Source organism: Corynebacterium sp. HMSC078A10 (genome assembly GCF_001811565.1).
Taxonomy (GTDB): Bacteria; Actinomycetota; Actinomycetes; order Mycobacteriales; family Mycobacteriaceae; genus Corynebacterium; species Corynebacterium hesseae.
Genome location: NZ_KV805195.1, coordinates 225,714 through 250,537, shown reverse-complemented (window position 1 = coordinate 250,537; position 24,824 = coordinate 225,714). Strand labels below are relative to the sequence as shown.

General features: G+C 59.8%; 21 protein-coding genes and 1 tRNA gene. 13 read left to right on the top strand and 9 right to left on the bottom strand.

All coding sequences use genetic code 11. The annotated features are described in order from the left end of the window. Positions 1–366: 366 nt before the first annotated feature. Both HMPREF2808_RS04845 and uvrA read right to left on the bottom strand, forming a co-directional pair. Entirely contained in the window at positions 367–1,074 is a 708-nt protein-coding gene (locus HMPREF2808_RS04845) for a serine hydrolase (RefSeq protein WP_246818508.1), read from the bottom strand. Next, entirely contained in the window at positions 1,074–3,911 is a 2,838-nt protein-coding gene (gene uvrA, locus HMPREF2808_RS04840) for an excinuclease ABC subunit UvrA (RefSeq protein ID WP_070624024.1), read from the bottom strand. Before uvrA ends, HMPREF2808_RS04845 begins: the two co-directional genes overlap by 1 nt. A gap of 76 nt (positions 3,912–3,987) precedes the next feature. Here uvrA and HMPREF2808_RS04835 point away from each other — a divergent pair, with 76 nt between their 5' ends. The 4 genes from HMPREF2808_RS04835 to HMPREF2808_RS04820 all read left to right on the top strand — a co-directional run bounded on the left by HMPREF2808_RS04835 (position 3,988) and on the right by HMPREF2808_RS04820 (position 9,018). Then, entirely contained in the window at positions 3,988–4,590 is a 603-nt protein-coding gene (locus HMPREF2808_RS04835) for an MBL fold metallo-hydrolase (RefSeq protein WP_070624022.1), read from the top strand. A gap of 95 nt (positions 4,591–4,685) precedes the next feature. Then, positions 4,686–5,609 (top strand): DoxX family protein, encoded by a 924-nt coding sequence (locus HMPREF2808_RS04830; protein ID WP_070624017.1) that lies wholly within the window; start codon positions 4,686–4,688, stop codon positions 5,607–5,609. A 141-nt stretch (positions 5,610–5,750) separates the two neighbouring features. Further along, a complete protein-coding gene (locus HMPREF2808_RS04825; RefSeq protein WP_070523198.1) occupies positions 5,751–7,991 on the top strand; it encodes a HelD family protein in 2,241 nt (746 codons plus the stop codon). 10 nt (positions 7,992–8,001) lie between these two features. Then, positions 8,002–9,018, top strand: a complete 1,017-nt coding sequence (locus HMPREF2808_RS04820) for an App1 family protein (protein WP_070624015.1) — start codon at positions 8,002–8,004, stop codon at positions 9,016–9,018. Between the two features lie 85 nt (positions 9,019–9,103). Here the strand turns inward: HMPREF2808_RS04820 and HMPREF2808_RS04815 are convergent, their stop codons facing one another. From HMPREF2808_RS04815 to HMPREF2808_RS04800, 4 genes are all read right to left on the bottom strand, one after another. Beyond that, positions 9,104–9,544 (bottom strand): universal stress protein, encoded by a 441-nt coding sequence (locus HMPREF2808_RS04815; protein ID WP_010190091.1) that lies wholly within the window; start codon positions 9,542–9,544, stop codon positions 9,104–9,106. Between the two features lie 143 nt (positions 9,545–9,687). Further along, entirely contained in the window at positions 9,688–10,134 is a 447-nt protein-coding gene (locus HMPREF2808_RS04810; protein WP_070523204.1) for a universal stress protein, read from the bottom strand. Between the two features lie 114 nt (positions 10,135–10,248). After that, positions 10,249–12,342 (bottom strand): excinuclease ABC subunit UvrB, encoded by a 2,094-nt coding sequence (uvrB, locus tag HMPREF2808_RS04805; protein WP_070624013.1) that lies wholly within the window; start codon positions 12,340–12,342, stop codon positions 10,249–10,251. A gap of 88 nt (positions 12,343–12,430) precedes the next feature. Beyond that, positions 12,431–12,793, bottom strand: coding sequence for a DUF4259 domain-containing protein (locus HMPREF2808_RS04800; protein WP_141746419.1), 363 nt, complete (start codon positions 12,791–12,793; stop codon positions 12,431–12,433). A 104-nt stretch (positions 12,794–12,897) separates the two neighbouring features. Between HMPREF2808_RS04800 and HMPREF2808_RS04795 the strand changes: the two genes are divergently transcribed. Further along, positions 12,898–14,274, top strand: a complete 1,377-nt coding sequence (locus HMPREF2808_RS04795; RefSeq protein ID WP_070624010.1) for a DUF4185 domain-containing protein — start codon at positions 12,898–12,900, stop codon at positions 14,272–14,274. A 39-nt stretch (positions 14,275–14,313) separates the two neighbouring features. On the opposite strand, the gene coaE is transcribed toward HMPREF2808_RS04795, so the two are convergent. Next, complete coding sequence (gene coaE / locus HMPREF2808_RS04790; RefSeq protein WP_070529897.1) at positions 14,314–14,916, bottom strand: dephospho-CoA kinase; 603 nt, start codon at positions 14,914–14,916, stop codon at positions 14,314–14,316. A gap of 115 nt (positions 14,917–15,031) precedes the next feature. After that, positions 15,032–16,492: a 30S ribosomal protein S1 gene (rpsA, locus tag HMPREF2808_RS04785; protein ID WP_010190105.1), complete on the bottom strand. Its 1,461-nt coding sequence runs from the start codon at positions 16,490–16,492 to the stop codon at positions 15,032–15,034. Positions 16,493–16,733: 241 nt separating this feature from the next. Between rpsA and HMPREF2808_RS04780 the strand changes: the two genes are divergently transcribed. Further along, entirely contained in the window at positions 16,734–17,474 is a 741-nt protein-coding gene (locus HMPREF2808_RS04780) for a class I SAM-dependent methyltransferase (RefSeq protein ID WP_070624008.1), read from the top strand. A gap of 61 nt (positions 17,475–17,535) precedes the next feature. Next, positions 17,536–18,006, top strand: coding sequence for an RDD family protein (locus HMPREF2808_RS04775; protein ID WP_070529893.1), 471 nt, complete (start codon positions 17,536–17,538; stop codon positions 18,004–18,006). A 3-nt stretch (positions 18,007–18,009) separates the two neighbouring features. Here HMPREF2808_RS04775 and polA read toward each other — a convergent pair whose 3' ends face one another. After that, positions 18,010–20,661 carry a DNA polymerase I gene (gene polA, locus HMPREF2808_RS04770; protein ID WP_070624007.1) on the bottom strand — a complete coding sequence of 884 codons (2,652 nt, stop codon included), beginning with the start codon at positions 20,659–20,661 and terminating at the stop codon, positions 18,010–18,012. 91 nt (positions 20,662–20,752) lie between these two features. Here polA and HMPREF2808_RS04765 point away from each other — a divergent pair. The 6 genes from HMPREF2808_RS04765 (at position 20,753) to HMPREF2808_RS04740 (ending at position 24,716) form a co-directional block, all read left to right on the top strand. Then, positions 20,753–20,826: transfer RNA gene (locus tag HMPREF2808_RS04765), tRNA-Leu, on the top strand. Between the two features lie 67 nt (positions 20,827–20,893). Then, entirely contained in the window at positions 20,894–21,169 is a 276-nt protein-coding gene (locus HMPREF2808_RS04760) for a hypothetical protein (protein ID WP_070529889.1), read from the top strand. A 136-nt stretch (positions 21,170–21,305) separates the two neighbouring features. Then, positions 21,306–22,121, top strand: a complete 816-nt coding sequence (locus tag HMPREF2808_RS04755; protein WP_070624006.1) for a DUF368 domain-containing protein — start codon at positions 21,306–21,308, stop codon at positions 22,119–22,121. Positions 22,122–22,124: 3 nt separating this feature from the next. Next, on the top strand, positions 22,125–23,006 hold the full coding sequence (locus HMPREF2808_RS04750) for an ABC transporter substrate-binding protein (protein WP_070624004.1): 882 nt from the start codon (positions 22,125–22,127) through the stop codon (positions 23,004–23,006). After that, entirely contained in the window at positions 22,999–23,952 is a 954-nt protein-coding gene (locus HMPREF2808_RS04745) for an amino acid ABC transporter permease (protein WP_070624002.1), read from the top strand. Before HMPREF2808_RS04750 ends, HMPREF2808_RS04745 begins: the two co-directional genes overlap by 8 nt. Continuing rightward, on the top strand, positions 23,952–24,716 hold the full coding sequence (locus HMPREF2808_RS04740) for an amino acid ABC transporter ATP-binding protein (RefSeq protein ID WP_070522216.1): 765 nt from the start codon (positions 23,952–23,954) through the stop codon (positions 24,714–24,716). Before HMPREF2808_RS04745 ends, HMPREF2808_RS04740 begins: the two co-directional genes overlap by 1 nt. Positions 24,717–24,824 lie beyond the last annotated feature (108 nt).

The following is a 24,824-nucleotide window of genomic DNA, read 5'->3' as shown; positions in this document are numbered from 1 at the left end:
GCCTCAGGTGGGAGAAACTCCGCTTGCGGCCCAAGTACCTCCTGGACGAGGCGCTACGGGCGGTAGTGCGCACTACTCTAACACCACATGCATCAATCACCAAATCGGCGTGCAGGTGAATTAGTTGTTGGTTCGGCCGACGCACCTTGCCTCTTCGAAGCTGCGCTTGCCGACGCCTCCCCAGCCCTCGGCGCTGCGCCAGGCGACGCACAACCAACCAAGGGCTTTAGCGCGCCCTCCCCCAGCGCCTCGGTGACAACACGGTCTACGCCTGCGGCAAGCAAGTTAAGAGCGGGTATAGCCTCCTCGGCGTAGTCGCCGGGCATGGTGACCTCAATGGCCAATCCCACCGTGCCATCGGCATCCTTACCGGCCCCCTCGGTCTCCCGGGACCCCAATCTGACGGTGGGTATACCCGTTGTCCTCCTCGGAAAGCCCCCAGCCGCCTTTGGCCCGGGTATGCGGGAGGCGGTCGAGTCCATTGTCTTGCCATTCCACGATGTCATCCATCGCGTCATAAACCTGCGCGGCTTCGGGGATACACGGCAGGTGTGCGCCAAACTTGGCCTGCTCTTCGAGCAACCACGTGGAATATCCAAATGGTTCCTCAAATTCGCCGGATGAGTCATATTCCTTCAAGAGAGCCTTGACTGCGCTTCCCGCGTCCCCCTCGGTCCAACGAACGTGGGACCACAGTGCGTAGGCGGCATCGTTGTCCGATTCCTTAATGGCGAGGTCCACAAGCTCAGGGCTAGCCTCGTCGCGCAAAGCCGCGATGGCGATCGGCACCTTTACGGTTGACCATGCAGGCTCTTCACCCCTTAGTCCAGCGTTGAACGTTCCCTGTTGATCCGCCACTGACACTCCGGCTTGAACGTCATACTCGCTTTCGACGTCTGCGACGACGGAGCGCAGCTCCGCATCGAGGTCGTAGCTGTTCTTAACCCCCTCACTAGATGTTTCGGGAGCTTCCTGCACTGCGTCCCTATCCGGGGCAGAACAGCCCGCCGCAGTTGTAGCCACGGCAAGACCGAGAGCCACCGCGGCCGCGTGCGTGAGCTTCTGCCCTACCATCAGACCATCTCCTTGAGGAACCCTCCCGTATAGGAGCCTTCCACCTGTGCCACATCTTCTGGTGTGCCCTGAGCCACGACGGTACCGCCGCCGGAGCCGCCCTCGGGGCCCATGTCAACGATCCAATCCGCAGCCTTAATGACGTCCAGATTGTGTTCAATGATGATAACGGAGTTGCCTTTATCCACCAGGCCCTGGATGACGAGCATGAGCTTGCGGATGTCCTCAAAGTGCAGGCCCGTCGTCGGCTCATCCAAGATGTAGACCGTGCGCCCATTCGTGCGCTTTTGTAGCTCAGATGCCAGCTTCACGCGCTGTGCTTCACCGCCGGAAAGTGTTGTAGCGGCTTGACCCAGGCGGACGTATCCAAGGCCCACCTCCACCAAGGTATTGAGATAACGGTGAATCGAGGTGATGGGCTCAAAGAACTCTGCGGCCTCTGAAATCGGCATGTTGAGGACCTCAGCAATGTTCTTACCCTTATAGAGAACCTCCAGGGTCTCGCGGTTATAGCGTGCGCCCTCGCATACTTCACAGGGCACGTAGACATCGGGCAGGAAGTTCATCTCAATCTTGATGGTGCCGTCACCTTGGCACGCTTCGCAGCGTCCGCCTTTGACATTGAAGGAGAACCGGCCCGGCTTGTAGCCGCGAACCTTGGCCTCCTGGGTTTCCGCGAAGAGGTTGCGGATCTTGTCGAAGACCCCTGTGTACGTCGCCGGATTTGAGCGCGGGGTGCGCCCGATAGGGCTCTGGTCCACCTGCACGAGTTTGTCTAGGTGCTCCACGCCCTCGACGCGCTTGGCTCGCCCCGGCACTTGGCGGGCGCGGTTGAGCTTGTTGGCCAGGGTCTTGGCCAGAATTTGGTTGACCACGGTGGACTTACCAGAGCCGGACACGCCTGTAACGCAGACGAGGACGCCCAGGGGGATCTCCACGTCAATGCCCTTGAGGTTATTCTCACGGGCGCCGACCACCTTGAGCATGCGCTCAGGATCGATCGCACGGCGCGTATCGGGAACAGCGAGCTTCTTCTTGCCCGAGAGGTATTGCCCAGTGAGCGATTCCTCCACGGCTTCGATACCGGCGGGTTCACCCTGGTAAACCACGGTGCCACCGAATTCGCCGGCGCGCGGTCCAACGTCGACAAGCCAGTCCGCCTCCCGAATGGTGTCTTCATCGTGTTCCACCACGATCAAGGTGTTTCCGATATCGCGCAGGCGCTTCAACGTGGCGATGAGGCGCTGGTTATCGCGTTGGTGTAGGCCGATGGAGGGCTCATCGAGCACGTAGAGAACTCCCGCCAGGCCGGAACCGATCTGGGTGGCGAGGCGGATGCGCTGCGCTTCACCACCAGACAGCGTGGAGGCGCCGCGGTCGAGGGTGAGGTAGTTCAGACCGACGTCGAGAAGAAAGCGCAAGCGCGCCTGGATTTCCTTTAGTACAGCACCAGCGATGATCTCCTCGCGGTGGCCCAGAACGAGCGAGTCGAGGAACTCTGCGGCCTCCTCGATGGACAGCGCCGTCAGGCCCGCGATGGACTGCTCACCGTGTGCGGTCGAGGCCAAGCGCACCGCCAGGATTTCGGGCTTGAGGCGCGTGCCGTTGCAGGCATTACAAGGAACGCGACGGGTGTACTGAAGCAGGCGGTCCTTCTGCGATTCGGAATCAGCCTGATCAAGCTTGCGCTCCAGGAATCCGATGGCACCTTCAAAAGGCGCGGACCAATTGCGTTGGCGGCCATAGCGGTTCTTGTAGCGCACGCTGACTTCCACGTCAGTGCCATAAATCAAGGCGTGGCGCTGCTCATCAGTCAACTCAGAAACCGGTGTGCGGGGATCGAAGTCCAGGGCCTTCGCTAGGCCTTCGACAAGCTTGACGAAGTACCTCGCATTGGGACTCGACGTCCACGGTTGGATGGCCTCCACAGCCGGAGCATCCGGGTCTGGGATCAGCAGATCAACGTCGACCTCAAGGCGGGTGCCCAAACCGTCACACACCGGGCAGGAACCGAAAGGTGCGTTGAAGGAGAAGGCGCGCGGCTCATATTCCTCAATGGTCAGCGTGTGGCCGTTGGGGCAGGCGGCCTTCTCCGAGTAGGTGTGAGTGAGCTCTTCCCGGTCGACGAAATCCAGGGTTACCAGGCCATCAGCCAAGCGCAGAGCAGTCTCCACGGAATCCGTCAGCCTCTGCTTTTGGGAAGCCTTGACCTGCAAGCGATCCACGACGACGTCGATGTCATGCTTAATCTGCTTCTTCAGCTTGGGCGGATCACTGAGTTGGTAGAGCTCACCATCCACCCGGACGCGGGAATATCCCTGCGCCGCGAGATCCGCGAAGAGGTCAACGAACTCGCCTTTACGGCGGCGCACAACCGGTGCGAGGACCTGAAACTTAAGCTTCTCCTCGTGGCTTAAAACCTCATCCACGATTTGCTGTGGGGTTTGACGCTCAATGACGGCATCGCACTGAGGGCAGTGCGCCGTGCCCGCGCGGGAGAAGAGCAGACGCAGGTAATCATAGATCTCGGTGATGGTTCCCACTGTTGAGCGCGGGTTGTGGTTGGTGGACTTTTGGTCAATGGACACCGCCGGAGAAAGCCCATCAATGAACTCAACGTCCGGCTTATCCATCTGGCCAAGGAACATGCGCGCATAGGAGCTCAAGGACTCAACGTAGCGCCGCTGGCCCTCAGCAAAGATGGTGTCGAAAGCAAGCGAGGACTTGCCCGAGCCAGATAGGCCGGTAAACACCACCAATTTGTCGCGCGGAATATCGATATCCACGCCCTTGAGGTTGTGCTCACGCGCACCTCGTACGACCAAACGATCAGCCACTAGTTGCTGCCTTCCTACACAAATGTATGTGTGTTCAGAGAGTTCTCAATCAGAATGTACCCGTATGGTTGGACTTATGAACAACGCGCTTGAGCTTCATAAAATTTCCGTGTCCGACATGGACAACAATTGCTACCTACTGTGTGCGGGCGAAGAAGCGCTGCTTATCGACGCCTCCGCTGACGCCCCCGCGCTGCTTTCTCTAGCCGCCGATAACGGAGTAAAGATCACCTCCGTGCTTACCACCCACCGCCACTGGGACCACGTGCGTGCATTGAAAGAAGTCTTGGACACAACCGGCGCCGTGCACTATGCCTCTTTCCTCGACTCCCCTGCCCTGCCCGCGCCCGTCGACGTGGAGCTCGAGCATGGCGATACCCTGCCTTTTGCCGGCTTCGACCTACCAGTCATCATTTTGCGGGGACACACCCCAGGCGGTGCAGCGGTTGCAGCGGAGATTGACGGTGTCACCAACCTCTTCGTCGGCGATTCCCTCTTCCCCGGCGGTGTAGGGAAAACCACCTCGGAAGGTGACTTCGTGCGCCTGTACAAGGATGTCACGCAGCGGCTCTTTGACGTTTACCCTGACGAAGCGATCGTCCGCCCAGGACACGGAGCGCCCACAACGCTCGGCACAGAGCGCCCGCATCTGGACGAGTGGTGGGAGCGGCGTTGGTAACGACGTGTTAACTGCTGCCCTCACAGCAGCAGTTGTTTAACCCGCGTACTATGGTGTGACGAACGTCTTTACAGATCTATCGAATGGAGCACGTCATGATTCGTAAGTTTGCCCGTCCTATGCTGGCCTCCGTGTTCATCTGGGATGGTGTGGATACGCTCCGCAACACCTCGGAGCACGTCGCGGACACCGAGTCCGTGCTCAAGCGCCTGCGCAAGGTGCTGCCGCGCGAGTATGCAGGCTACATCCCTAACGATCCCGAGTTGGTTACCCGCGCACTCGGCGGTGCAAAGACCGCCGCGGGCACCAGCTTGGCGCTGGGCAAGGCACCGCGCACCTCCGCTGCTGTGCTGGCACTGACTCACGTCCCCAACTTGGTTGGAAATGCTTTCTGGACCGCAGATTCCAAGGAAGAAAAGGAAGCACAGCGCAACGGCTTCATCACCAACACCGCTCTGCTCGGTGCCTTGGCCATCGTTACCCAGGACACCGAAGGTAAGCCATCTGTGCGTTGGCGCGCTGCCAAGGCTTCCGAGCGCGCGAACAAGAAGATCCAGCAGGCCCTGCCGGGCAAGTCCGAGCAGCAAAAGTTTGCGGAGGACTTCTCCACCCGCGCCAATGAGATTTCTTCTGATGTCACGGCCAAGGCCAATGACTGGTTCGAGACCGCCAAGGATTACGTCGAGGACAACCGCGATGACTGGGAGTCCACTGGACGCGATTTCCTCGAGTCCGCACGCACCTTCGTGGAAGACACCGCCGAGACCGCGCGCGAGTTCATTGAGGACAACAAGGATGACTGGCTCGACGCTGCCCGTGATAACTCCGCTACCGCTCGCAAGGGCCTAGTCAAGGCCGCCGGCAAGGCGCAGGACCGCGCTGACGCGGCCCTGGCCAAGGCCGATTCGCTTGATAGCAAGCGCGCCCAGAAGAAGGCTCGCAAGCGCGCGGAAAAGCTGCAGAAGGAAGCATCCAAGAAGCTCGATAAGGCTTTCAAGAAGTTCGGTGACCGCCTCTAAGCACGTCGCCTTAAGTTGCGGATAGCCCCGCAACGCACCGCGATACATGGAAGCGGTGGAGACAACAACGGCTCAGCTAGTATGCTGGGCCGTTGTTCTTTTCCACCCAGGAGAAGCCTTCAAACGCGCCCAAGGAGCCTTGTGTCTGAATCTTCATCCGTGCCTCGCACCGCAAACCCTAGTGCTCAAGCAAACGATCCGCACACCGAGATTGCCAGTGAGCAAGCCTACGTCGATGGCCTTTTTGCGCGTCTCGATAACGAGGTTCACGCCGCAAATGAGCGCCTCAATGAGGTACAGGCTGCCGTCGATCCGCATACCCCGGATGCCGATGCGCTGGTGCGCCGCGAAACCGAGTACCACGGGTTGCAGGCCAAGCTGGACCGTCTAAACATCGCCCAACTCGGACTGGTTTTTGGGCGCATCGACATTGATGCGCCCGGTGATAACCCCACCCCGGAGGGACTAGACCGCCGCTATATCGGCCGCATGGGGCTCGATGCCCGCGAGGAGGATTACCGCACGCTCCTTCTGGATTGGCGCGCCCCGATGGCGCGACCTTTCTACCTTGCCACCACCGCGCACCCCGAGGGAGTCCACGTCCGCCGGCACATCAGGACTACTGGGCGCACGGTAACCGGAATCAGCGACGAAGTTCTCGAAGGCGAGTCACACACCGACAGCAGCGACGTTGCCAGTGAGTCCGCCCTCCACCACGTCATGCAACAGGCCCGCACTGGGCACATGCCTTCCATTGTGGAAACCATTCAGAGGGAGCAGGACGAAATCATCCGTGACAGCACGCGCGGCGTCATGGTGGTCGAAGGCGGGCCAGGAACCGGCAAGACGGCGGTGGCACTGCACCGTGTGGCCTATTTGCTCTACACCTACCGCGAACAGCTAGCCGCCACGGGTGTGCTCATCGTAGGTCCCAACTCCACCTTCCTGGAGTACATCTCCCGGGTGCTTCCGGAGCTTGGTGAAACCGGCGTTGTGCTTTCTACCATCTCTTCCCTCTTCCCCGGCATTGAAGCTACTCACCCTGAGTCCCTGCTCGCGCGCGAAATCAAGGGTTCCGCGGCCATGGTGGAGATCCTCGGCAACGCGGTGAAGGACTATCAGCGCCTGCCGGAACAATCGCGCACGCTCGAAATCGATCGGCTCGAGCTCACCGTGGACCCACAGATGGTCAAGGCAGCACGGACGCGTGCACGGCGCTCGCGCAAACCACACAACGATGCCCAGGCAGCGTTTGCGGAACACCTCACCGAGTCACTGGCCCAGCAGATGGCTGAACGCATTGGCGCTGACCCTCTCGGCGGCAACAACCTGCTCTCCCGCGCGGATGTGGATCAGCTCCACGACGACCTCGCGGAAGAACCCCAGGTGCTGGAGCTCATCGACGAGTTCTGGCCCCACCTGACACCCACCGATGTCCTCGCCGATCTCCTCAGCAGCACCGAACGCATCGATTCGGCGGCCGGCGACTATGATGATGAAACCCGCAGTGCGCTCTACCGTGAGGACGGCCGAGCTTGGGCGCCTTCCGACGCCGCGCTTCTCGACGAACTTGCGGTTCTCATCGGCATGCCCGACCCCGAAGCAGAACGTGTCGCCGAAGAAAAAGAATGGCGCGAGCAGGTCGCAGAGGCAGAAGACGCACTCGATATCCTGAGCTCTTCCGATTCCACCGACAACGATGACGACATGTTCGAAGCAGAGATTCTCTCTGCCCACGACGTCATCGACGCCGAGCACCTCGCTCGACGCCACGAGGTTCGGGACTCCCGCACCACCGCCCAGCGCGCCCGTGAAGACTACACGTGGGCCTACGGGCACGTCATCGTCGACGAGGCCCAAGAACTCACCCCGATGGAATGGCGCATGATTTTTCGCCGTAGCCCCTCGCGATGGATGACTCTCGTGGGCGACACATCCCAGACCGGTGCCCCTGCCGGCGTCGATGATTGGGCGGACACGCTCGAGCCGTTCGTCGGCCAGCGCTTTCGGCTTCACGGGTTAAGCGTCAACTACCGCACCCCGCGCCCAATTACCGAATTGGCCAATCAACTCTTGGAATCCATCAACCCCGAAGCGACGCCAGGTATCGCTGTCCGCGACGGCGTGGACGTCATCTGGCGCGATGATACGGACGACCTTGAGCCAGCTACCTTCCAGGATGATGAAGGGCGCCTGCGGGCTGTGATCACTGCGGCCAACGTTGAGCACACCAAGGGACTAGAGTTTGACCACGTCACCGTAGTCAACCCGGATGACATCGTGGCAGCATCACCGCAAGGTTTGCACAACCTCTACGTGGCCCTCACGCGCGCGACGCAGTCCTTGACCATCGCCGGCCGTTACGCGGAGGTTTTCGGTTAGTCTGGTGCGCATGGCACTTTCCGATATCGCCCGCAAAGTCGAATCCACCGCGAATGCATTCTCACTTAAGCACTCCGCACGCAAAGGCTGGCAACCCAGCATTACTGGCTATGCCGGCTACGGCAACGAGGACTTTGTCCATGTGCTTGGCCGCGTGCTCATGCACGATCCCAAGGCTGAGGAACGCGATACGTGGACCCAACGCGGATACCGCCAATTCTTCACCATCCAGGTCACGCACCACGAGGTCGAAGTAACAGTTGGTGGTAAGACGGTGCCGGGCACCACGAACGACAACGGCTATATCGATGTCCTCGTCCATGATCACGGGCTAGAACCTGGCTGGCACGACGTCACCATTCGCGCCAAAGGCGCAGACGAGGTGCGCGCGGAAGTCCTCATCGTGGACAAAGACACGACATTCGGTGTGGTCAGCGATATCGATGACACCATCATGGTGACCTGGCTGCCGCGAGCCATGATTGCAGCGTGGAATTCCTGGGTAAAGCGCACCAATACGCGAACCCCCGTCGAAGGCATGGCCAGTTTCTACCGGGAGATCTCTCAGCAGCACCCAGAGGTTCCCTTCGTCTACCTCTCCACCGGTGCGTGGAATACCTATGACACCTTGGTCAATTTCATGGCGGAGAACGGCTTCCCACGTGGCCCACTGTTGCTCACCGACTGGGGCCCAACGCCCACCGGTCTTTTCCGCAATGGCCAAGAACACAAGCGCGTCCAACTGCGCAATTTGTTCATTGCTTTCCCCAAATTGCGCTGGCTTCTCATCGGTGATGATGGGCAGCACGATCCTCTGACTTATGCCGACGCCGCGGCGGAGCATCCCGACCGTGTGGCAGCGGTAGCAATACGCAACCTCACGCCACAAGAGCAGCTGCTCTCCCATGGCTCGCTTGCTCCCTTGGTCAAGGTCAACAAAGAGTCTTCTTTCGATATCCCGCTCATTCAAGGCGCCGACGGTAACGCCCTCGCCCGCGCCTATCGCAAGCTTCGGTTCGGCTCTTAGAAAAGCACCACAACGCGCAAACACGCCCCAGAGACTTCCGACGAAGAAGTTTCTGGGGCGTGTGCGCGCCGTAGCCCGAGAAGGCTTAGTTCACGGTGTGGACGATCATGACGTCACAATCAGACTGACGCGCGACATCCGCCGGAACCGAACCAAGCAGACGGCCGGTCAAAGAATTAATTCCGCGGTTACCAACGATGAGCAGGTCTGCCTTGTTGTCGTTGACGATGGACATCAGAGCCTGAACCGGGGTGCCCGGACGCACAGCGGTCTCCACCTTCGTCACGCCGAACTTCTCTGCGTGTTCCTTGCCGGAGGCGAGGTTGGCCTGAGCCTTCTCATCACCGAGAATTGTCACTGAATCCTGGCGCAGTGTCTTGGAGGCTTGCTCCTGGTTCTCGTAGTAGGCGCAACCGATGATGAGGGTGGCATCGAAGGCTGCGGCGATCTTGGCGGCGCGCTCCACTGCGAGCAGGGAGGACTTGGAACCGTCGGTACCGACCACGATCTTGTTGTAATCGCTCATGATGACCTTTCTTCGCTGGGCCCCAACCTTGAGGCCACCGCTAAACAAAATTCTAAAAGCTTTTGCGCACCCGCTAGTCTAACAACGCTGGCGTGTTCGCGTCGATCAGCGCGTGTGCTGTGCACCCGACTGGGTCCCGGCGCTTACTCAGTGGTGTTGACCACCACAACATCCGCGTGGGCCTTACGGGTTAGCTCCGTCGCAACGGAACCGAATACCCGGCCGCGAACTGAATGGATTCCCTTGTTACCCACCACGAACAAGTCGACGTCATAGTCCTTGCCCACCTCGATGAGTGAGTTCACAGGGTCGCCAGACTTAGCGATGATCTCGATGCGCTTCGCGCCCTCGCCGTGCGCGATCTCCGCGGCATTGTTGAGGAAATTCTCCGACATTTCCTCGCTGACAACGGGCACGCGGGCGTCCTCTGCGTTCGGTGCGCCGAGCATCGAACCGGAGTGGTTGTAGAAAGCAGACACGATGATCAACGTCGCATCATAAGCACGCGCCATAGATGCGGCAGAACGGACGGCACGCAGGGATGTCGGTGATCCATCGGTTCCCACGGCGATGACGTTGTAGCTCAGCATGATTCTCCTTATAACTAGTGGTTAATCCCTAACAGTATGGCACGGCTGCCGGCACTGAGTGTGGTGTTACCCGCCCAGTGCACTAACGAGGTCTCAGTACGCCGGCCCAGACTGTTAAATCCCGGCCTCTTTGAGTCCACGTTGCTCCTTCTTCAGGTCCGCGATTTCATCGCGCAAGCGCCCCGCCAGCTCGAATTTAAGCTCTCGGGCGGCTTCGCGCATTTGGGTCGTCAGGTCGTCGATAAGCGCCTGCACCTCGTCGGCAGCCATGGAAGACACATCGGGCTTCTCGACGATTGCCGTGGGGTCCGCCCCCTGCTCCTGTTCATCGGCGTTGTCGTAGACCTGGTCCAAAATGTCAGCGATCTTCTTGCGCAATGGCTGCGGGTCGATGCCGTGTTCCTTGTTATAGGCAATCTGCTTTTCACGGCGGCGCTCGGTCTCCTCGATGGCTTCCTGCATCGAGTCCGTAATCTTGTCCGCATACATGATGACCTCACCGGACACGTTTCGGGCGGCGCGGCCGATTGTCTGGATGAGCGAAGTGGTGGAACGCAGGAAGCCTTCCTTGTCTGCGTCCAAAATAGCGACGAGTGAGACTTCGAGAAGGTCGAGGCCCTCGCGCAGCAGGTTAATACCAACGAGCACATCGAATTCACCCAAGCGCAGCTGCCGCAGTAGCTCCACGCGCTGCAGCGTATCGATATCCGAGTGGAGGTAGCGCACCTTGATGCCATGCTCTAGAAGGTAATCAGTGAGGTCTTCTGCCATGCGCTTGGTCAAGGTGGTGACCAATACACGCTCCTGCTTAGCGGTGCGGGCGCGGACCTCATCGATGAGGTCATCGATCTGGCCCTTGGTGGGTTTGACCGTCACCTTGGGATCCACCAGGCCGGTGGGGCGAATGACCTGTTCGACGAACTCGCCGCCGGAGGCCGTCATTTCAAAATCACCAGGCGTGGCCGACATGTAGACGGTTTGCCCCACGCGCTCCTCAAACTCATCAAAGGTGAGTGGCCGGTTGTCTACGGCAGACGGCAAACGGAAGCCAAACTCCACGAGGTTGCGCTTACGGGCCATATCACCCTCAAACATGCCACCGATCTGCGGGACGGTCACGTGGGACTCATCGATGATGGTAAGGAAGTCCTCCGGGAAATAATCCAAGAGTGTCGCCGGCGCCGAACCGGCAGGGCGCCCGTCGACGTGGCGCGAATAGTTCTCAATGCCGGAGCAAAAGCCCACCTGCTCGATCATCTCGAGGTCGTATTCGGTGCGCATTCGCAGGCGCTGTGCTTCGAGCAACTTGCCGCGGTTCTCCAGCTCGGCGAGGCGTTCCGCAAGTTCTTCCTTGATGTCCTCGATGGCCCGCGCCATGCGCTCTGGACCCGCCACGTAATGAGTCGCGGGGAAGATTCGCACCTCGTCGACTCGCTCGAGAACATCGCCCGTCAACGGGTGGATGTAGTAGAGCTCATCCACGTCATCGCCGAAGAATTCGATGCGCACCGCGCGCTCCTCATAGGCGGGGATGATATCCACGGTATCGCCCTTGACGCGGAAGGTTCCGCGGGTAAAACCCACGTCATTGCGCTCGTACTGGATATCCACGAGCAGGCGCAGGAAGCGATCGCGGTCAATCTCCTCCCCTTCCTCCAACACGACAGAGCGGTCGAGGTAGGACTGCGGCGTGCCCAAGCCATAGATACAGGACACAGAGGACACCACGACAACGTCGCGGCGGGAAAGAAGCGCCGAGGTGGCGGAGTGGCGCAGGCGTTCCACGTCCTCATTAATGGAGGAATCCTTCTCAATGTAGGTATCCGTCTGCGCGATATAGGCTTCCGGTTGGTAGTAATCGTAGTAAGAAACGAAGTATTCAACAGCGTTGTGCGGGAGGAGCTGGCGCAGCTCATTTGCCAACTGGGCCGCCAGCGTCTTATTCGGCGCCATCACGAGTGTCGAGCGCTGCTGTTTTTCGATGAGCCACGCCGCAGTAGCGGACTTACCAGTACCCGTGGCACCCATGAGCACAACGTCGCGCTCGCCGCGACTCAGCCGCTCATCCAGTTCCGCGATGGCGGCGGGTTGGTCGCCGGCGGGCTGGTACTCTGATTCAACACGAAAATCGGCCGAGCGCCGTTCGATTTCACCGACAGGACGGTGTTCCGAGACCGGCAGGATAGGGTGTTCAGCAGCAAAAGCCATGCCGACCAGTCTAACGCGCCGAAGCCTAAACCTGCTAGGTCCCGGCAGGTCAACAACCCAGCCACTGTGTGAGGCAAGAGAGAACGGTTTAGGGCAATACAGCACGCGTCGTGCGCAGCCACAGATCTAACTCACCCGTGGTTTCCCACAGAGCATAAATCGGGGAATTATTGGGCTCCATCGCTGTGTTAATTTTCTGGCGCAGCCAGGCCCGAGTCTGCGGCGTGCGCAGCGCTTTAACGGATTCGACACTGACTCCAGCGGGAAGTTTGTCCGCCGGGGACGTCGCCAGTGCGCCTAAGGCGATGACGACCTCGGCGTCGTCAACATCGATGGGAGAATCCACGCAGCTCTTCTTAAACGTGTCGAGGTCGAAGGAGCCATCACGAATTTCCGCGAGCACTTCGCACGCGGCGTGATTATCAAAAGGCCCAACGTCCCAGGTTCCCATGGAGGGGCAGATTAAGCACTCAAGATGAACGGTGCGCGAGCACAAGGTAAATTTTAGCCACCATATGCTTTAAAAGTTGCCGCTCTCCTTTAGAATCGGCTGGCATGAAGTTTCGTTCCCTCGCCAGCGCAGTGACCATCGCCGGTCTCGTGCCCGTCGCTATCGTGTCCCACACGCCCACCGCCCAAGCTTCTCCGTGTACGGCCTATTCGAAGTCCGGTAGCTTCACGTCGAAGCCCGAGGCCTCCGGGCCGGGAGGTGGCTCTTCGCTAGGAGGGCTCGACGCGCTGCTGGGTAGCTCCTCTCGTTCGAGCAGTTCAGGTGACTCCGCAGCACCACAGCGCAGCAACTATAACCAGCGCCAAATCACCGGCGGACCGACCCAAATCATGCAGCTCATCACCGGTTCCGGTTCCCCGAACCGCACCGACCAAAAATTCGACATTTCCGGAACCGACCTCGGCATTGCCTACTCTGACAACGCGGGCCGCTCCTACTACGTCTTCGGCGATTCCATGGATTGTTCGAGCGACGGTGATGGGTGGCGTTCCAACCTCCTCTTGCGCACGAGCGACCACGACTATGGTGATGGCCTGCGTCTGGAGGAGGCGCTGACTAATTCCGGATGGTCCGCCAATGGCCGTGCAAAGGAGTTCATCCCCTCCCAGAAGGTGGGAGATCAAGATACCAACGGCGAGCGCACCACCATCCCCACGGCGGGCATCGTGGTCGACGGCGTGCACTACATCGACTACATGTCCGTGCGCTCTTGGCACGACCCGAAAACCGGCTGGTCAACCAACTTTGGTGGGACCGTGAAGTCGACCGACGGCGGAGTCACGTGGCGCGCGGTACCGGAGGCCACACGCACTAACGCTAGCCACGGGACGAACGCTCCCATTCCCGGCGGCGCAAACTACCGCCCAGGGTTCGAAAAGCTGCAGCAATCGGCCTTCATCGAGCACGACGACTATATCTACCGTTACTCCACGGGAAACGGCCGCCGTGGCCCGGCATATTTATCCCGCGCGTTGAAGTCTGAATTCCCCAACGAAGATGCCTTCAGCTACTACTCGGATGGCTCATGGGTGAAGGATCCCGCGCGGGCCACCGAGGTGCTCGATGGCAAGGTCTCCGAGCTTTCCGTGGCCTACAACCACTACTTGGGCAAGTACGTCACCATGTATGGAGTGGAGGGAGAGGGCATCGTCATGCGGACCGCAGATAGCCCCGAAGGACCATGGTCACCGCGCCGCATGCTCGTGGGCGCGAAGACCACCGAGGTTGTCAGCGGCGAGCCACTCAATGACACGTACGCGCCCTTCGTGTTGCCGAACCAGGATGACCAGCACCTGTATTACACGCTGACATCGTGGCACGATTACAACACCATGCTGATGCGCACTGACCTTGATTTCGTGGGCGAGGACATGGAGAACAACGACCACATCGCAGTCTCTGACGTCGTAGCAACGCGCTAGGAGCTTCTGCCAGGAAGTTGCTGCTAGGAAGCTGCGTGCCTAACCTAGGCGGGCGCGCAGCTTCTCGACGACCTCCTCGACCTGCTCATCCAGTGCTTCGCGGGGGCCGTTGTTGTCAATGATGAAGTCAGCGGCAGCACGCCGCACATCGTCCGGAATCTGCGCGGCGATCCTGCGGCGTGCGTCCTCCTCATCCAGCCCGCGGTATGCCACCAGGCGGCGCACACGCTCCTCTGCGTCAACGTCAACAACAATGGTGGCGTCCATATCCTTGTGGAGTCCTTTGTCCACGAGGAGCGGCATATCGTAGACCACGAAATCGGCACCGGCTTGACGCGCTGCGTCGAAGCGGGCTTGGGTTTCCTCGTTAATGCGCGGGTGCGTAATCGAGTTGAGCACAGCGGTCTTCTCGCGACTAGAGAAGGCACGGGAAGCTAGCAACCTCCGGTCCAGACTTCCGTCTTCTTGGAGAATATCTTCCCCGAAAGCCTGCGCCAGTTCTGTGAGCGCTGGTTGACCCGGTTCAACAATGTCCCGGGCTATCTGATCGGCATCCACTAATTCCCAGCCGTGGCGCACGAGAAGCTGCGCCACAGTCGATTTTCCGCTGCCGATTCCGCCGGTGAGTCCAATGAGCTTCATACCGGCTTAGGATACGCGAAAGGCCGCCTCTCCCACAGCGGAGAGAAGCGGCCTTTCTGCAAGAACTAGATCGTCTCGGACTAAACGGCGGAGCCTATCCGAGAGGACTTAGCTTTTAGTTGCCAGCGAGCTTGTCGCGCAGAGCAGCAAGCTGCTCGTCGGAAGCGAGGGAGCCGCCAACCTCTGCCTGAGAATCGGATGCCGGAGCTGCATCCTGAGACTCGGAAGAGTAGTTGGAGTTGGCAGCGGACTCGGCGGCCTCAGCGGCTGCAGCACGGTTGCGCTCGATCTGAGCGGTGTGCAGGTTGAAGCGACGCTCGGACTCGGCGTAGCGAGCCTCCCAAGCCTGGCGCTGCTCGTCGTAGCCCTCGAGCCACTCGTTGGTCTCCGGGTCGAAGCCCTCCGGGAACACGTAGTTGCCCTGCTCGTCGTAGGAGTCAGCCATGCCGTACTTGGACGGATCGAACTCGTCGGTGTAGTCCTCGTCTGCCTGCTTAACGGACAGGGAGATGCGGCGACGCTCGAGGTCGATGTCGATGACCTTGACCATGACTTCCTGGCCAACGTTGACAACCTGGTCCGGAACCTCCACGTGGCGCTGAGCCAGCTCGGAGATGTGGACGAGACCCTCGATGCCCTCCTCGACGCGAACGAAGGCGCCGAACGGAACGAGCTTGGTGACCTTGCCCGGAACGATCTGGCCCACAGCGTGGGTGCGGGCGAAGACGCGCCACGGATCTTCCTGGGTTGCCTTCAGGGACAGGGACACGCGCTCGCGGTCCAGGTCGACGTCGAGAACCTCGACGGTGACCTCGTCGCCCACGGTGACAACCTCGGACGGGTGGTCGATGTGCTTCCAGGACAGCTCGGAAACGTGAACCAGGCCGTCGACACCGCCGAGATCGACGAAGGCGCCGAAGTTGACGATGGAGGAGACAACGCCCTTGCGGACCTGGCCCTTCTGCAGCTGGTGCAGGAACTCGGAGCGGACCTCGGACTGGGTCTGCTCGAGGTATGCACGGCGGGACAGAACAACGTTGTTGCGCTGCTTGTCCAGCTCGATGATCTTGGCCTCGAGCTCCTGGCCGATGTACGGCTCCAGGTCGCGGACGCGGCGCATCTCAACGAGGGATGCCGGGAGGAAGCCACGGAGGCCGATGTCCAGGATGAGACCACCCTTGACAACCTCGATGACGGTACCGGTGACCGGCTCTTCCTTGGCGTGCAGCTCTTCGACGGCGCCCCAAGCACGCTCGTACTGTGCGCGCTTCTTGGACAGGATCAGACGGCCTTCCTTGTCCTCCTTGGTGAGAACAAGTGCGTCGATCTCGTCGCCGACCTCGACAACCTCATCCGGGTTGACGTCGTGCTTGATGGAGAGCTCGCGGGACGGGATGACGCCCTCGGTCTTGTAACCGATGTCGAGCAGGACCTCGTCGTGGTCAACCTTGACCACGGTGCCCTCGACGATGTCACCATCGTTGAAGTACTTGATGGTGGCGTCGACAGCTGCGAGGAAGTCCTCTGCGGTTCCGATGTCGTTGATCGCAACCTGAGGGGTGTTAGAAGTTGGCATGTAGTTATGCTCCGAATAAACGTAGGAGATCGTAATTGGACAGTTACGCGTCTCTTGAAAAGCGTCATTAAGCAGCGCGAATGCGCAAGGCTTAAGATGGATTTCAATCCCGACTCGCAGCCGTGCCGAGCTCTCCTACAGTAGCCCAGCGCGTCCCGAGTCATAGACACGCCCGTACAACCCTACATCCTCGCAGCTAAAACGGCAAATGCGCCATGGAAAAAGAATTGGGAAAGGAAGAATGTCTGCAGCATCGTTTTCGGCATCCTCTGCCAACCGCAACTTTTGGGATACTGACGCCGACTCCTACCACGCGGAACACCCCGAATACCTATCCTCTTTCTACTGGTGCCCGGAAATGCTGCATGAGGCTGAGGCGCAGCTGCTTGGTGACGTCTCCTCCGCCACCGTTCTCGAGCTCGGCTGCGGCTCTGCGCCGTGCACGCAATGGCTGCAAGGACGCACGCGCTTTGCGACGGGTTTTGACCTCTCGTCAGGAATGCTCTCCCATGCCGCACCCGAGCTACCACTAGTCCAAGCTGATGCCCTAGCGCTTCCCTATCGCGACGAATCCTTTGACGTCGTCTTCTCCGCCTTCGGAGCCTTGCCCTTCGTAGGAGACCTGGACGCGGCGCTGCGCGAGGTCCACCGTGTCCTGCGCCCACGTGGACGCTTTGTCTTTTCTGTGCCGCACCCAATGCGCTGGGTCTTCCCCGACGATCCCCAGAACCTCACAGCAGAGCTGTCCTATTTTGAGCGCGCCTACCTCGAACAGGATGCCAACGGTGAGCTTAGCTATGCCGAGTTTCACCGCACGATGGGTGATTGGGTGCGAGCACTACAGGTTCGTGGCTCCTTCGAAATTCGCAACCTCATCGAACCCGAGTGGCCAGAGGGCCTCGACATCACGTGGGGCCAGTGGTCTCCAGAACGAGGTGAAATTTTCCCTGGCACTGCCATCTTCGTGTGCGAAGCACGATAGCCCGGACCCCTGCCCACCCTGGTGCGGAGTGTGCCGCCCGCAGCGAACTAAGCTGGCAGCCATGCTTTTAGAACGCCTCGGGATTTTTCTGCGCCGCACGGTGGCCTGGTGGATTGACGCCTTCCTCGCCGCCGCTGTCATCGTGGTAATCAAATGGGCAATCAACCTCAGCACCGACGGAGTATTGAGCGGCAGAGCAGGAGCTATCTACGACATCATCGCGCTCGCCCTCGTCTTCTACGTCTACCGGGTGTGGGCGGAGGCAACGAAGCAGACTTCTCTGGGCAAGTGGTCGTTGAAGCTAGAAGTCATCGCTGAGCATCCCGGAATCGCCAGCGCAGCAATTCGCAACAGCTGGCTACTCCTTACTCTTGTTGCGCTGACAGGACTCCCCTATGTTGAAGCAACCATCTTGGCCATCCTTGGCCTCAGCGTCCTTGTGCTGGGCCAAACCCCCTTCGATCTCCTCGCCGGGTGTTTGGTCGAGCGCCGCACGCCCACCGAGGACGAGCGCGCGGTGGGCTTGACCTAACCTCTAGTGCGCTGCGGCATCCCAGTTCTTGCCCACGCCAACGGACACCTCGAGCGGAACAGTCAACTCGATAGCCTTGTCCATTTCGCGTTCTAGGATGCGCTGTACGTCTTCTGCCTCTCCGGGAGCCACCTCCACGACAAGCTCATCGTGAACCTGGAGCAGCACGCGCGAGGCCATGCCTTCAAGGGCCTTATCCACACGGATCATGGCAACCTTGATGATATCCGCAGCAGTTCCCTGGATGGGCGCGTTCAAGGCAGCGCGCTCAGCGTTCTCACGGGCCACGCGGTTATCGGAGTTTAGCTCCGGCAGGTAGCGGCGGCGCCCAAAGACCGTGGAGGTATAACCGTCCTTTCGGGCCTGCACCACTACCTCGTCGAGGTAGCGCTTCACGCCGCCGAAACGCTCAAAGTAGCTCTCCATAATCTCCTTAGCCTCGCGCGCTGGGATACCCAGCTGCTGCGATAGGCCAAAAGCGGAAAGTCCATAGACCAAGCCATAGGACATAGCCTTGACTCGGCGGCGCAGCTCCGAGGTGACCTCATCCACCGGTACATCGAAAACCTTGGATCCGACGTAGTTATGCAGGTCCTCGCCTTCGCGGTAGGCCTCGATGAGCCCGGGGTCTGCGGAGAGATGCGCCATGACACGCATCTCAATCTGGGAGTAGTCGGCCGTAATCAAGGACTCAAAGCCTTCGCCGACCACAAAAGCCGAACGGATCTGGCGTCCTGCCTCAGTGCGCACCGGAATATTCTGCAGGTTCGGTTCCGTCGAAGACAGACGGCCCGTCGAAGTCACCGTTTGGTTAAACGTGGTGTGGATGCGGCCATCCGGCTGAATGGTCTTAATGAGACCTTCCAGCGTTGTCTTCATCTTCTGATACTCGCGGTGGGCCAGCAGGTGATCCAAGAAGGGGTGCGGATGAGTTGCAGCAAGCTGCTCAATTTCCTTAGCCGCGGTGGAATAGCCGGTCTTGGTCTTCTTCGTCTTCGGCATGTCAAAGGTATCGAAGAGCACCGACTGCAGCTGCTTCGGGGAATTCAGGTTGAGAGAATCATCACCGGCCAGCTCGCGGGCGGCGCGTTCCTGTTCATTGACCTGCTCAATGAAGGCATCACGCTGAGTTTCTAAGACATCTCTGTCGACCGCAATACCGGCGGCTTCCATGCGGGCAAGGATGCCTACCAGCGGCAACTCTAGGTCGGTATAGAGCTCGAAGGAGTCAATCTCCTGGAGTTGACGCGTTAGTTCTGCCGCTAACTCCATAATGGCAGCGGCCTGATCCACCAGTGGGTTCTCATCAAGGATGGAGAGCTGCTCCGTGGCCGCGCCGAGGGACTTCTGTAGGTGGCGCTGGTACACGTCCGTCAACGCATACGTGCGCTGACCCGGACGCAAGAGGTAGGCGGCAAGGGCGGTGTCGTGAGCAATTCCGCGCAGTTCAATCCCCCGGCCGGCCAGCATGTGCCAGGCGGCCTTCGCCTCGTGTAGGTATTTCGGCGCGTCTGATGACAACCACGCGGCCAGCGCGGCGTCGTCCTTAGCATCGAGATCTGCCAACTCAATCTGGCGGCCCTCAAAGGAGGAATCGACCAGTGCCAGTGCTGCAGCATCACCCGCGCCCGGGGTCCCATCACCTTGTACGAAGACTGCTACGTCTTCCTTACCCTCGAGCCACTCAGCCAGCGGAGTGTCCACCACGGTAACCGTGACGTCCGGGGTTTCCTCAGCCGCAGCAGCTTCCGCGGCGGCGTCGTGCGGGACGGCGTTGAGGACCCGCTCGCGCAGGTTGGTGCCGAATTCCAACTCGTCGAAGCGAGCCGCAACCTCGCTGGCCACCGCACCCTTGAATTCCAGGTCTGCCGGGCCGACCTCCAGGTCCATATCCGTCACCATTTGGGTGAGCTGTCGGTTGAGCTTGACCTGTTCGATGCGGTCGCGGAAGTTCTGGCCCGCCACTCCCTTGATCTCCTCGGCATGCTCGATAAGGCCATCGAGGGAGCCATACTGGGTAATCCATTTCGTGGCGGTCTTCTCCCCCACCTTTGGCACGGAGGGCAAGTTATCGGAAGGATCTCCGCGCAGGGCAGCAAAGTCCGGATATTGCTGCGGGGTCAGACCGTACTTCTCCTCCACGGCCTCCGGGGTAAAGCGATGTAGCTTGGACACCCCGCGCATGGGATAGAGGACGGTCGTGGAGTCGTTGACAAGCTGCAAATAGTCGCGGTCACCGGTGACCAGGAAGGTCTCATAGTCCGCGCCCGCCTGCGTGGACAACGTAGCCACGATGTCATCGGCCTCGAAGTTCTCGCGCGACAGCGTGGTGATTCCCAGCGTCTCCAAAACCTCACGGATGAGCTCAACCTGCCCCCGGAACTCTTCCGGCGCGGCTTCGCGCTGTGCCTTGTAGGCGGGGAACATCTCCGTGCGGAAGGTCTTGCGGCCCACGTCGAAGGCTACCGCGACGAAGTCCGGTTTCTCCTCCGCCAAGATATTCGCCAGCATGGAAAGGAATCCGTAGACCGCATTCGTATGCTGCCCGCCCGAGGTAGAAAAGTTCTCCGCGGGCAGTGCATAAAATGCGCGGAAGGCCATGGAGTGGCCGTCGATGAGCAAGAGTCGGGGCTGAGAAGTAGTCACCCGGCCCATCCTAACGTGTTGCGCCAATCAGCACCGACGCTGCCCTTAGGCAGGCAATTAGGTTCCCATTGGTCAGCTGCGCTAGTATCGTTGCTTGTGCGCCCCTGTAGCCCAATTGGCAGAGGCAACGGATTCAAAACCCGTGTAGTGTGAGTTCGAGTCTCACCAGGGGCACAATTCCACCCCGCAACAGAGAATGTTGTGGGGTATTAGTGTTTTCAACCGAAAGGAACCCGTCATCATGCGTCGCACGATCATTGCCTTGAGCACCGCAGCCGCCCTTACCTTGGGCGGTACCACTGTTGCTACCGCTGCGGAATCCAGCACCGACAAGGAAGTTTCTTCCAAGGTGGAAGGCTCCTCTTATTACCAGGAGCTGCGCAAGTCCGCAGCCTCCTCCGATGACCCGCAATTGAATACCTTCTACACCGTGCTTCTCGACGGTCTCGTAGGCCTCGCCGCCTTCGCCATCTTGGGCTCAATCTATGGCGAAGTGGCAAAGCGCTTGCCGATGTAGTCAACGTATAACCTTCTATGGGCTGAATAGTTTGCATAAGCGCGTCGCACAATGAGAGAATAAGGAGTCATCTGCTCATTCCTCTCCCTCGGCACGGCATCCCCACCGAGGAGACTGTCAACGTTACTTTCGGTTTATGCACTATATTCTTAACGCCATTCGCGGCGCCCTCATTGGCATGGCCGAGCTGGTCCCCGGAATTTCCGGAGGCACCGTCGCGCTCATCGTAGGCATCTATGAACGCGCTTTGCACAACGCCAATGATCTCATTTCCGGCCGTTTCAAAAAAGCTGAATGGGGCTTCCTCGTCTCAGTCGCCGCCGGCATGTTCCTTGCCGTCTTCGGTTTTTCTACGCTGCTCCACAACTTTGTGGAAGGGCAAGTGTCCTTGTCCCGCGCATTGTTCCTCGGCATGGTCGCCGTGTCCATCATCGTTCCAATTAGCATGATGTCGCGGTTTACGCCCGCGTCCATAGCTGCATTCATCATCGCCACCGTCGCGATCTTCTTCGTTACCGGCTTTACTTCAACGCCTGTCGAAGACCCCAGCCTGATTGTGGTGTTCTTGGCGGCCATGGTGGCCGTCTGCGCGCTCGTTCTCCCCGGCGTGTCGGGCTCACTCATCTTGCTGACGATGGGCCTCTACCAGCCTGTCATTGGCGCGGTCTCTGACCGGGACATGACCGTTGTGGGCGTCTTCGCCCTTGGCGCGGTGTGCGGCCTTGCCGCGTTCGTCAAGGTTTTGAATTACCTGCTCGATACCCACCGCGATCCGACCTTGGCCGCCATGGCCGGATTTATGCTCGGCTCACTTCGCGCATTATGGCCGTGGGGCGCGGACCAGGATGCTTCCACACCGCTTATCCTGCTCATGTTCGCGCTCGGCGGCATCATCGTCGCCATTTTCATCGTCGTGGATAGGCGCAAAGCCGCAAGTTATCAAGAGAGTTAAAGCATGAATAAGAAGAAGGTCGTCGTGGGCGCCGTCGGAGCGCTGGCCTCCGTTGCCCTCTCCGGCTGCGTCACCAACGAGGAGCCGGCGCTGCCAGAAGGCTGGTCAGAGCCTAACGTGGACGAAGTACCCGAGATCGCCGCGATGTACCAGGACGCAGATGGGGTCCTCACCGTAGGCACAAACCCACCGTTTGCGCCTTTCGAGTTCAAGGATTCCGATGGTTCGCTCATCGGCCTTGAAATGGACTTGGCCAATGCAGTCGCCCAAGTGATGGGCCTCAAATTCCAGCCGGTGGAGCAGGACTTTTCCATGATTTTGCCGGCAGTCCAGTCCGGGCAGATCGATCTCGGCGGGTCTGGGTTTACCGATACTGACGAGCGCCGTGAGAACTTCGATTTCGTCGATATCCTCTACGCCGGCATTCAGTGGGCGGAGCTCACCGACGGCCCCAACAAGGTTGATCCATCGAATCCCTGTGGCCTCACCGTCGCGGTGCAGCGCACCACCGTGTCCGAGACGGACGACTTACGTCCGAAGCAAGAAGCCTGCGATGGGGACCTGACCATCCTCCCCTATGACACGAGTGACAACGCCGCCCTCGCGGTACTCATGGGCCGCGCGGACGCGCTTTCGGCGGACTCACCAGTCTCTGCGTGGGCGGTCAACCGCTCGGACGGGCGTATGTCCATGGTCGGCGAAATGTTTGACGCCGCTCCCTATGGGTTTGCCGTACCTAAGGACTCCGAACTCGGACCTGCCGTGGCAGCCGCGCTCCAGCACCTTATTGACACCGGGGCCTACGCAGAAATCCTCGAAAAATGGGGCGTTACCGAGGGGCTCGTCGAACACGCAATGATTAATGAAAGGCCGATCAATGACTAATTCCTCTCTCCCGGCAGCATCGGATTCTGCGGCTTCGGCTACCCCACCGAAGATCGAAGCCCGGCCACTTCGCCACCCGTGGCGATGGATCTTCGCCGCCCTCCTCGTTCTTCTTGCTGTGTGGTTCATCATCTCTTCGGCGCGCAACGAGGCCTTCGGGTGGGGCACTTACTTCCAATACCTCTTCGACACTCGCATCGCCACCGCCGCGCTGCACACCATCGCGATTACGATTCTGGCGATGATCATTGGCGTCGTGGGCGGCGCCGCTCTCGCCGTGATGCGTATGTCCCCCAACCCCGTGCTCGGGGGTGTGTCCTGGATCTTCCTGTGGCTATTCCGAGGAACCCCGATCTACGTGCAGCTCGTCTTCTGGGGCCTGCTCTCCGCGCTCTACCAATCCATCAACCTCGGGTTTACGGAGATTTCTCTCACGGAGGTACTCACCAATGCATTCCTGCTCTCCGTGCTCGGTTTGGGCCTGAACGAAGCCGCCTACATGGCGGAAATCGTCCGCTCCGGCATCTCTTCGGTTCCCGAGGGCCAGAAGGAAGCCAGCAAGGCCCTGGGTATGGGCTGGTGGATGACCATGCGCCGCACGGTTCTCCCGCAGGCCATGCGCATCATCATCCCGCCGACCGGTAATGAGTTCATTTCCTTGCTGAAGACGTCTTCCCTTGTGGTGGCAATTCCCTACACCGCAGAGATTTTCGGCCGCGCCACGGATATCTCCGCTGCGCTTTTCGAGCCCATCCCGCTACTCATGGTGGCAGCGACGTGGTACCTGGCCATCACCTCGCTTCTTATGGTGGGCCAGTACTTCTTGGAGCGCCGCTTCGAACGTGGCGCCACCCGCGAGCTCACCGGCCGCCAGCTGGCTGCGCTGGCGGATGCTGAAGGAACCATTCCCCGCAACGTGTCTGTCATCCCGGAGGTAAAGAACTAATGACCACCCCAATGATCTCTGCACAGAATGTGTATAAATCCTTCGGTCAGCTCGAGGTTCTCAAGGGCATCGATCTCACCGTCATGCCCGGCGAGGTCACCTGCCTACTGGGCCCCTCCGGTTCCGGAAAATCAACCTTCCTTCGCTGCTGCAATCACCTAGAGAAGGTCACGGCCGGCCGCCTCTACGTCGACGGCGAACTCATCGGATTCCGTGAACGCAACGGCGTGCTCTATGAAATCTCCGAAAAGGAAGCCGCCGCTCAACGCCAAGACATCGGCATGGTGTTCCAACAGTTCAATCTGTTCAGCCACCGCACAGTCCTGGAGAACATCATCGAGGCCCCCGTCCAGGTGAAAAAGCAGAATCCAGAACAGGCAAAGAAGAAAGCGATGGAACTGCTGGAAAAGGTGGGCCTCGCGCACAAGGCAGATGCGTACCCGGTGCAGCTTTCCGGTGGTCAGCAGCAGCGCGTCGCCATTGCCCGCTCTGTGGCCATGGATCCAAAGCTGATGCTTTTCGACGAACCCACCTCCGCCCTCGACCCCGAGCTGGTCGGCGAAGTCCTCCGCGTTATGAAGGAGCTTGCCGCCGATGGCATGACCATGCTCGTCGTTACTCACGAGATGGGCTTTGCACGTGAAGTCGCCGACAACATCGTCTTCATGGACGGCGGCAGCGTCATTGAAACCGGCACCCCCGAGCAAGTCTTGGACAATCCGCAGCACCAGCGCACTAAGGATTTCCTCTCTTCGCTGCTCTAGCACGCAGCATCACTACCGCAACTGCCCTAGTTGCCAACACCTTTGCTCCTGCCGCAGGCAGGTTCAGGATCATTGGCAGCTAGGGCAGTTTCCTATTTGAACTCGACC

Bases quoted from the DNA above. Each gene is read 5' to 3' on its own strand.
- HMPREF2808_RS04795 (WP_070624010.1), top strand. From the start codon at position 12,898: ATGAAGTTTCGTTCCCTCGCCAGCGCAGTGACCATCGCCGGTCTCGTG.
- rpsA (WP_010190105.1), bottom strand. From the start codon at position 16,492: ATGCCAACTTCTAACACCCCTCAGGTTGCGATCAACGACATCGGAACC.
- HMPREF2808_RS04760 (WP_070529889.1), top strand. From the start codon at position 20,894: ATGCGTCGCACGATCATTGCCTTGAGCACCGCAGCCGCCCTTACCTTG.
- HMPREF2808_RS04780 (WP_070624008.1), top strand. From the start codon at position 16,734: ATGTCTGCAGCATCGTTTTCGGCATCCTCTGCCAACCGCAACTTTTGG.
- HMPREF2808_RS04755 (WP_070624006.1), top strand. From the start codon at position 21,306: ATGCACTATATTCTTAACGCCATTCGCGGCGCCCTCATTGGCATGGCC.
- HMPREF2808_RS04815 (WP_010190091.1), bottom strand. From the start codon at position 9,544: ATGAGCGATTACAACAAGATCGTGGTCGGTACCGACGGTTCCAAGTCC.
- HMPREF2808_RS04830 (WP_070624017.1), top strand. From the start codon at position 4,686: ATGATTCGTAAGTTTGCCCGTCCTATGCTGGCCTCCGTGTTCATCTGG.
- HMPREF2808_RS04835 (WP_070624022.1), top strand. From the start codon at position 3,988: ATGAACAACGCGCTTGAGCTTCATAAAATTTCCGTGTCCGACATGGAC.
- HMPREF2808_RS04750 (WP_070624004.1), top strand. From the start codon at position 22,125: ATGAATAAGAAGAAGGTCGTCGTGGGCGCCGTCGGAGCGCTGGCCTCC.
- polA (WP_070624007.1), bottom strand. From the start codon at position 20,661: ATGGGCCGGGTGACTACTTCTCAGCCCCGACTCTTGCTCATCGACGGC.
- HMPREF2808_RS04810 (WP_070523204.1), bottom strand. From the start codon at position 10,134: ATGCTGAGCTACAACGTCATCGCCGTGGGAACCGATGGATCACCGACA.
- HMPREF2808_RS04800 (WP_141746419.1), bottom strand. From the start codon at position 12,793: ATGGGAACCTGGGACGTTGGGCCTTTTGATAATCACGCCGCGTGCGAA.
- HMPREF2808_RS04745 (WP_070624002.1), top strand. From the start codon at position 22,999: ATGACTAATTCCTCTCTCCCGGCAGCATCGGATTCTGCGGCTTCGGCT.
- HMPREF2808_RS04775 (WP_070529893.1), top strand. From the start codon at position 17,536: ATGCTTTTAGAACGCCTCGGGATTTTTCTGCGCCGCACGGTGGCCTGG.
- HMPREF2808_RS04820 (WP_070624015.1), top strand. From the start codon at position 8,002: ATGGCACTTTCCGATATCGCCCGCAAAGTCGAATCCACCGCGAATGCA.
- coaE (WP_070529897.1), bottom strand. From the start codon at position 14,916: ATGAAGCTCATTGGACTCACCGGCGGAATCGGCAGCGGAAAATCGACT.
- HMPREF2808_RS04845 (WP_246818508.1), bottom strand. From the start codon at position 1,074: ATGGTAGGGCAGAAGCTCACGCACGCGGCCGCGGTGGCTCTCGGTCTT.
- uvrB (WP_070624013.1), bottom strand. From the start codon at position 12,342: ATGGCTTTTGCTGCTGAACACCCTATCCTGCCGGTCTCGGAACACCGT.
- HMPREF2808_RS04740 (WP_070522216.1), top strand. From the start codon at position 23,952: ATGACCACCCCAATGATCTCTGCACAGAATGTGTATAAATCCTTCGGT.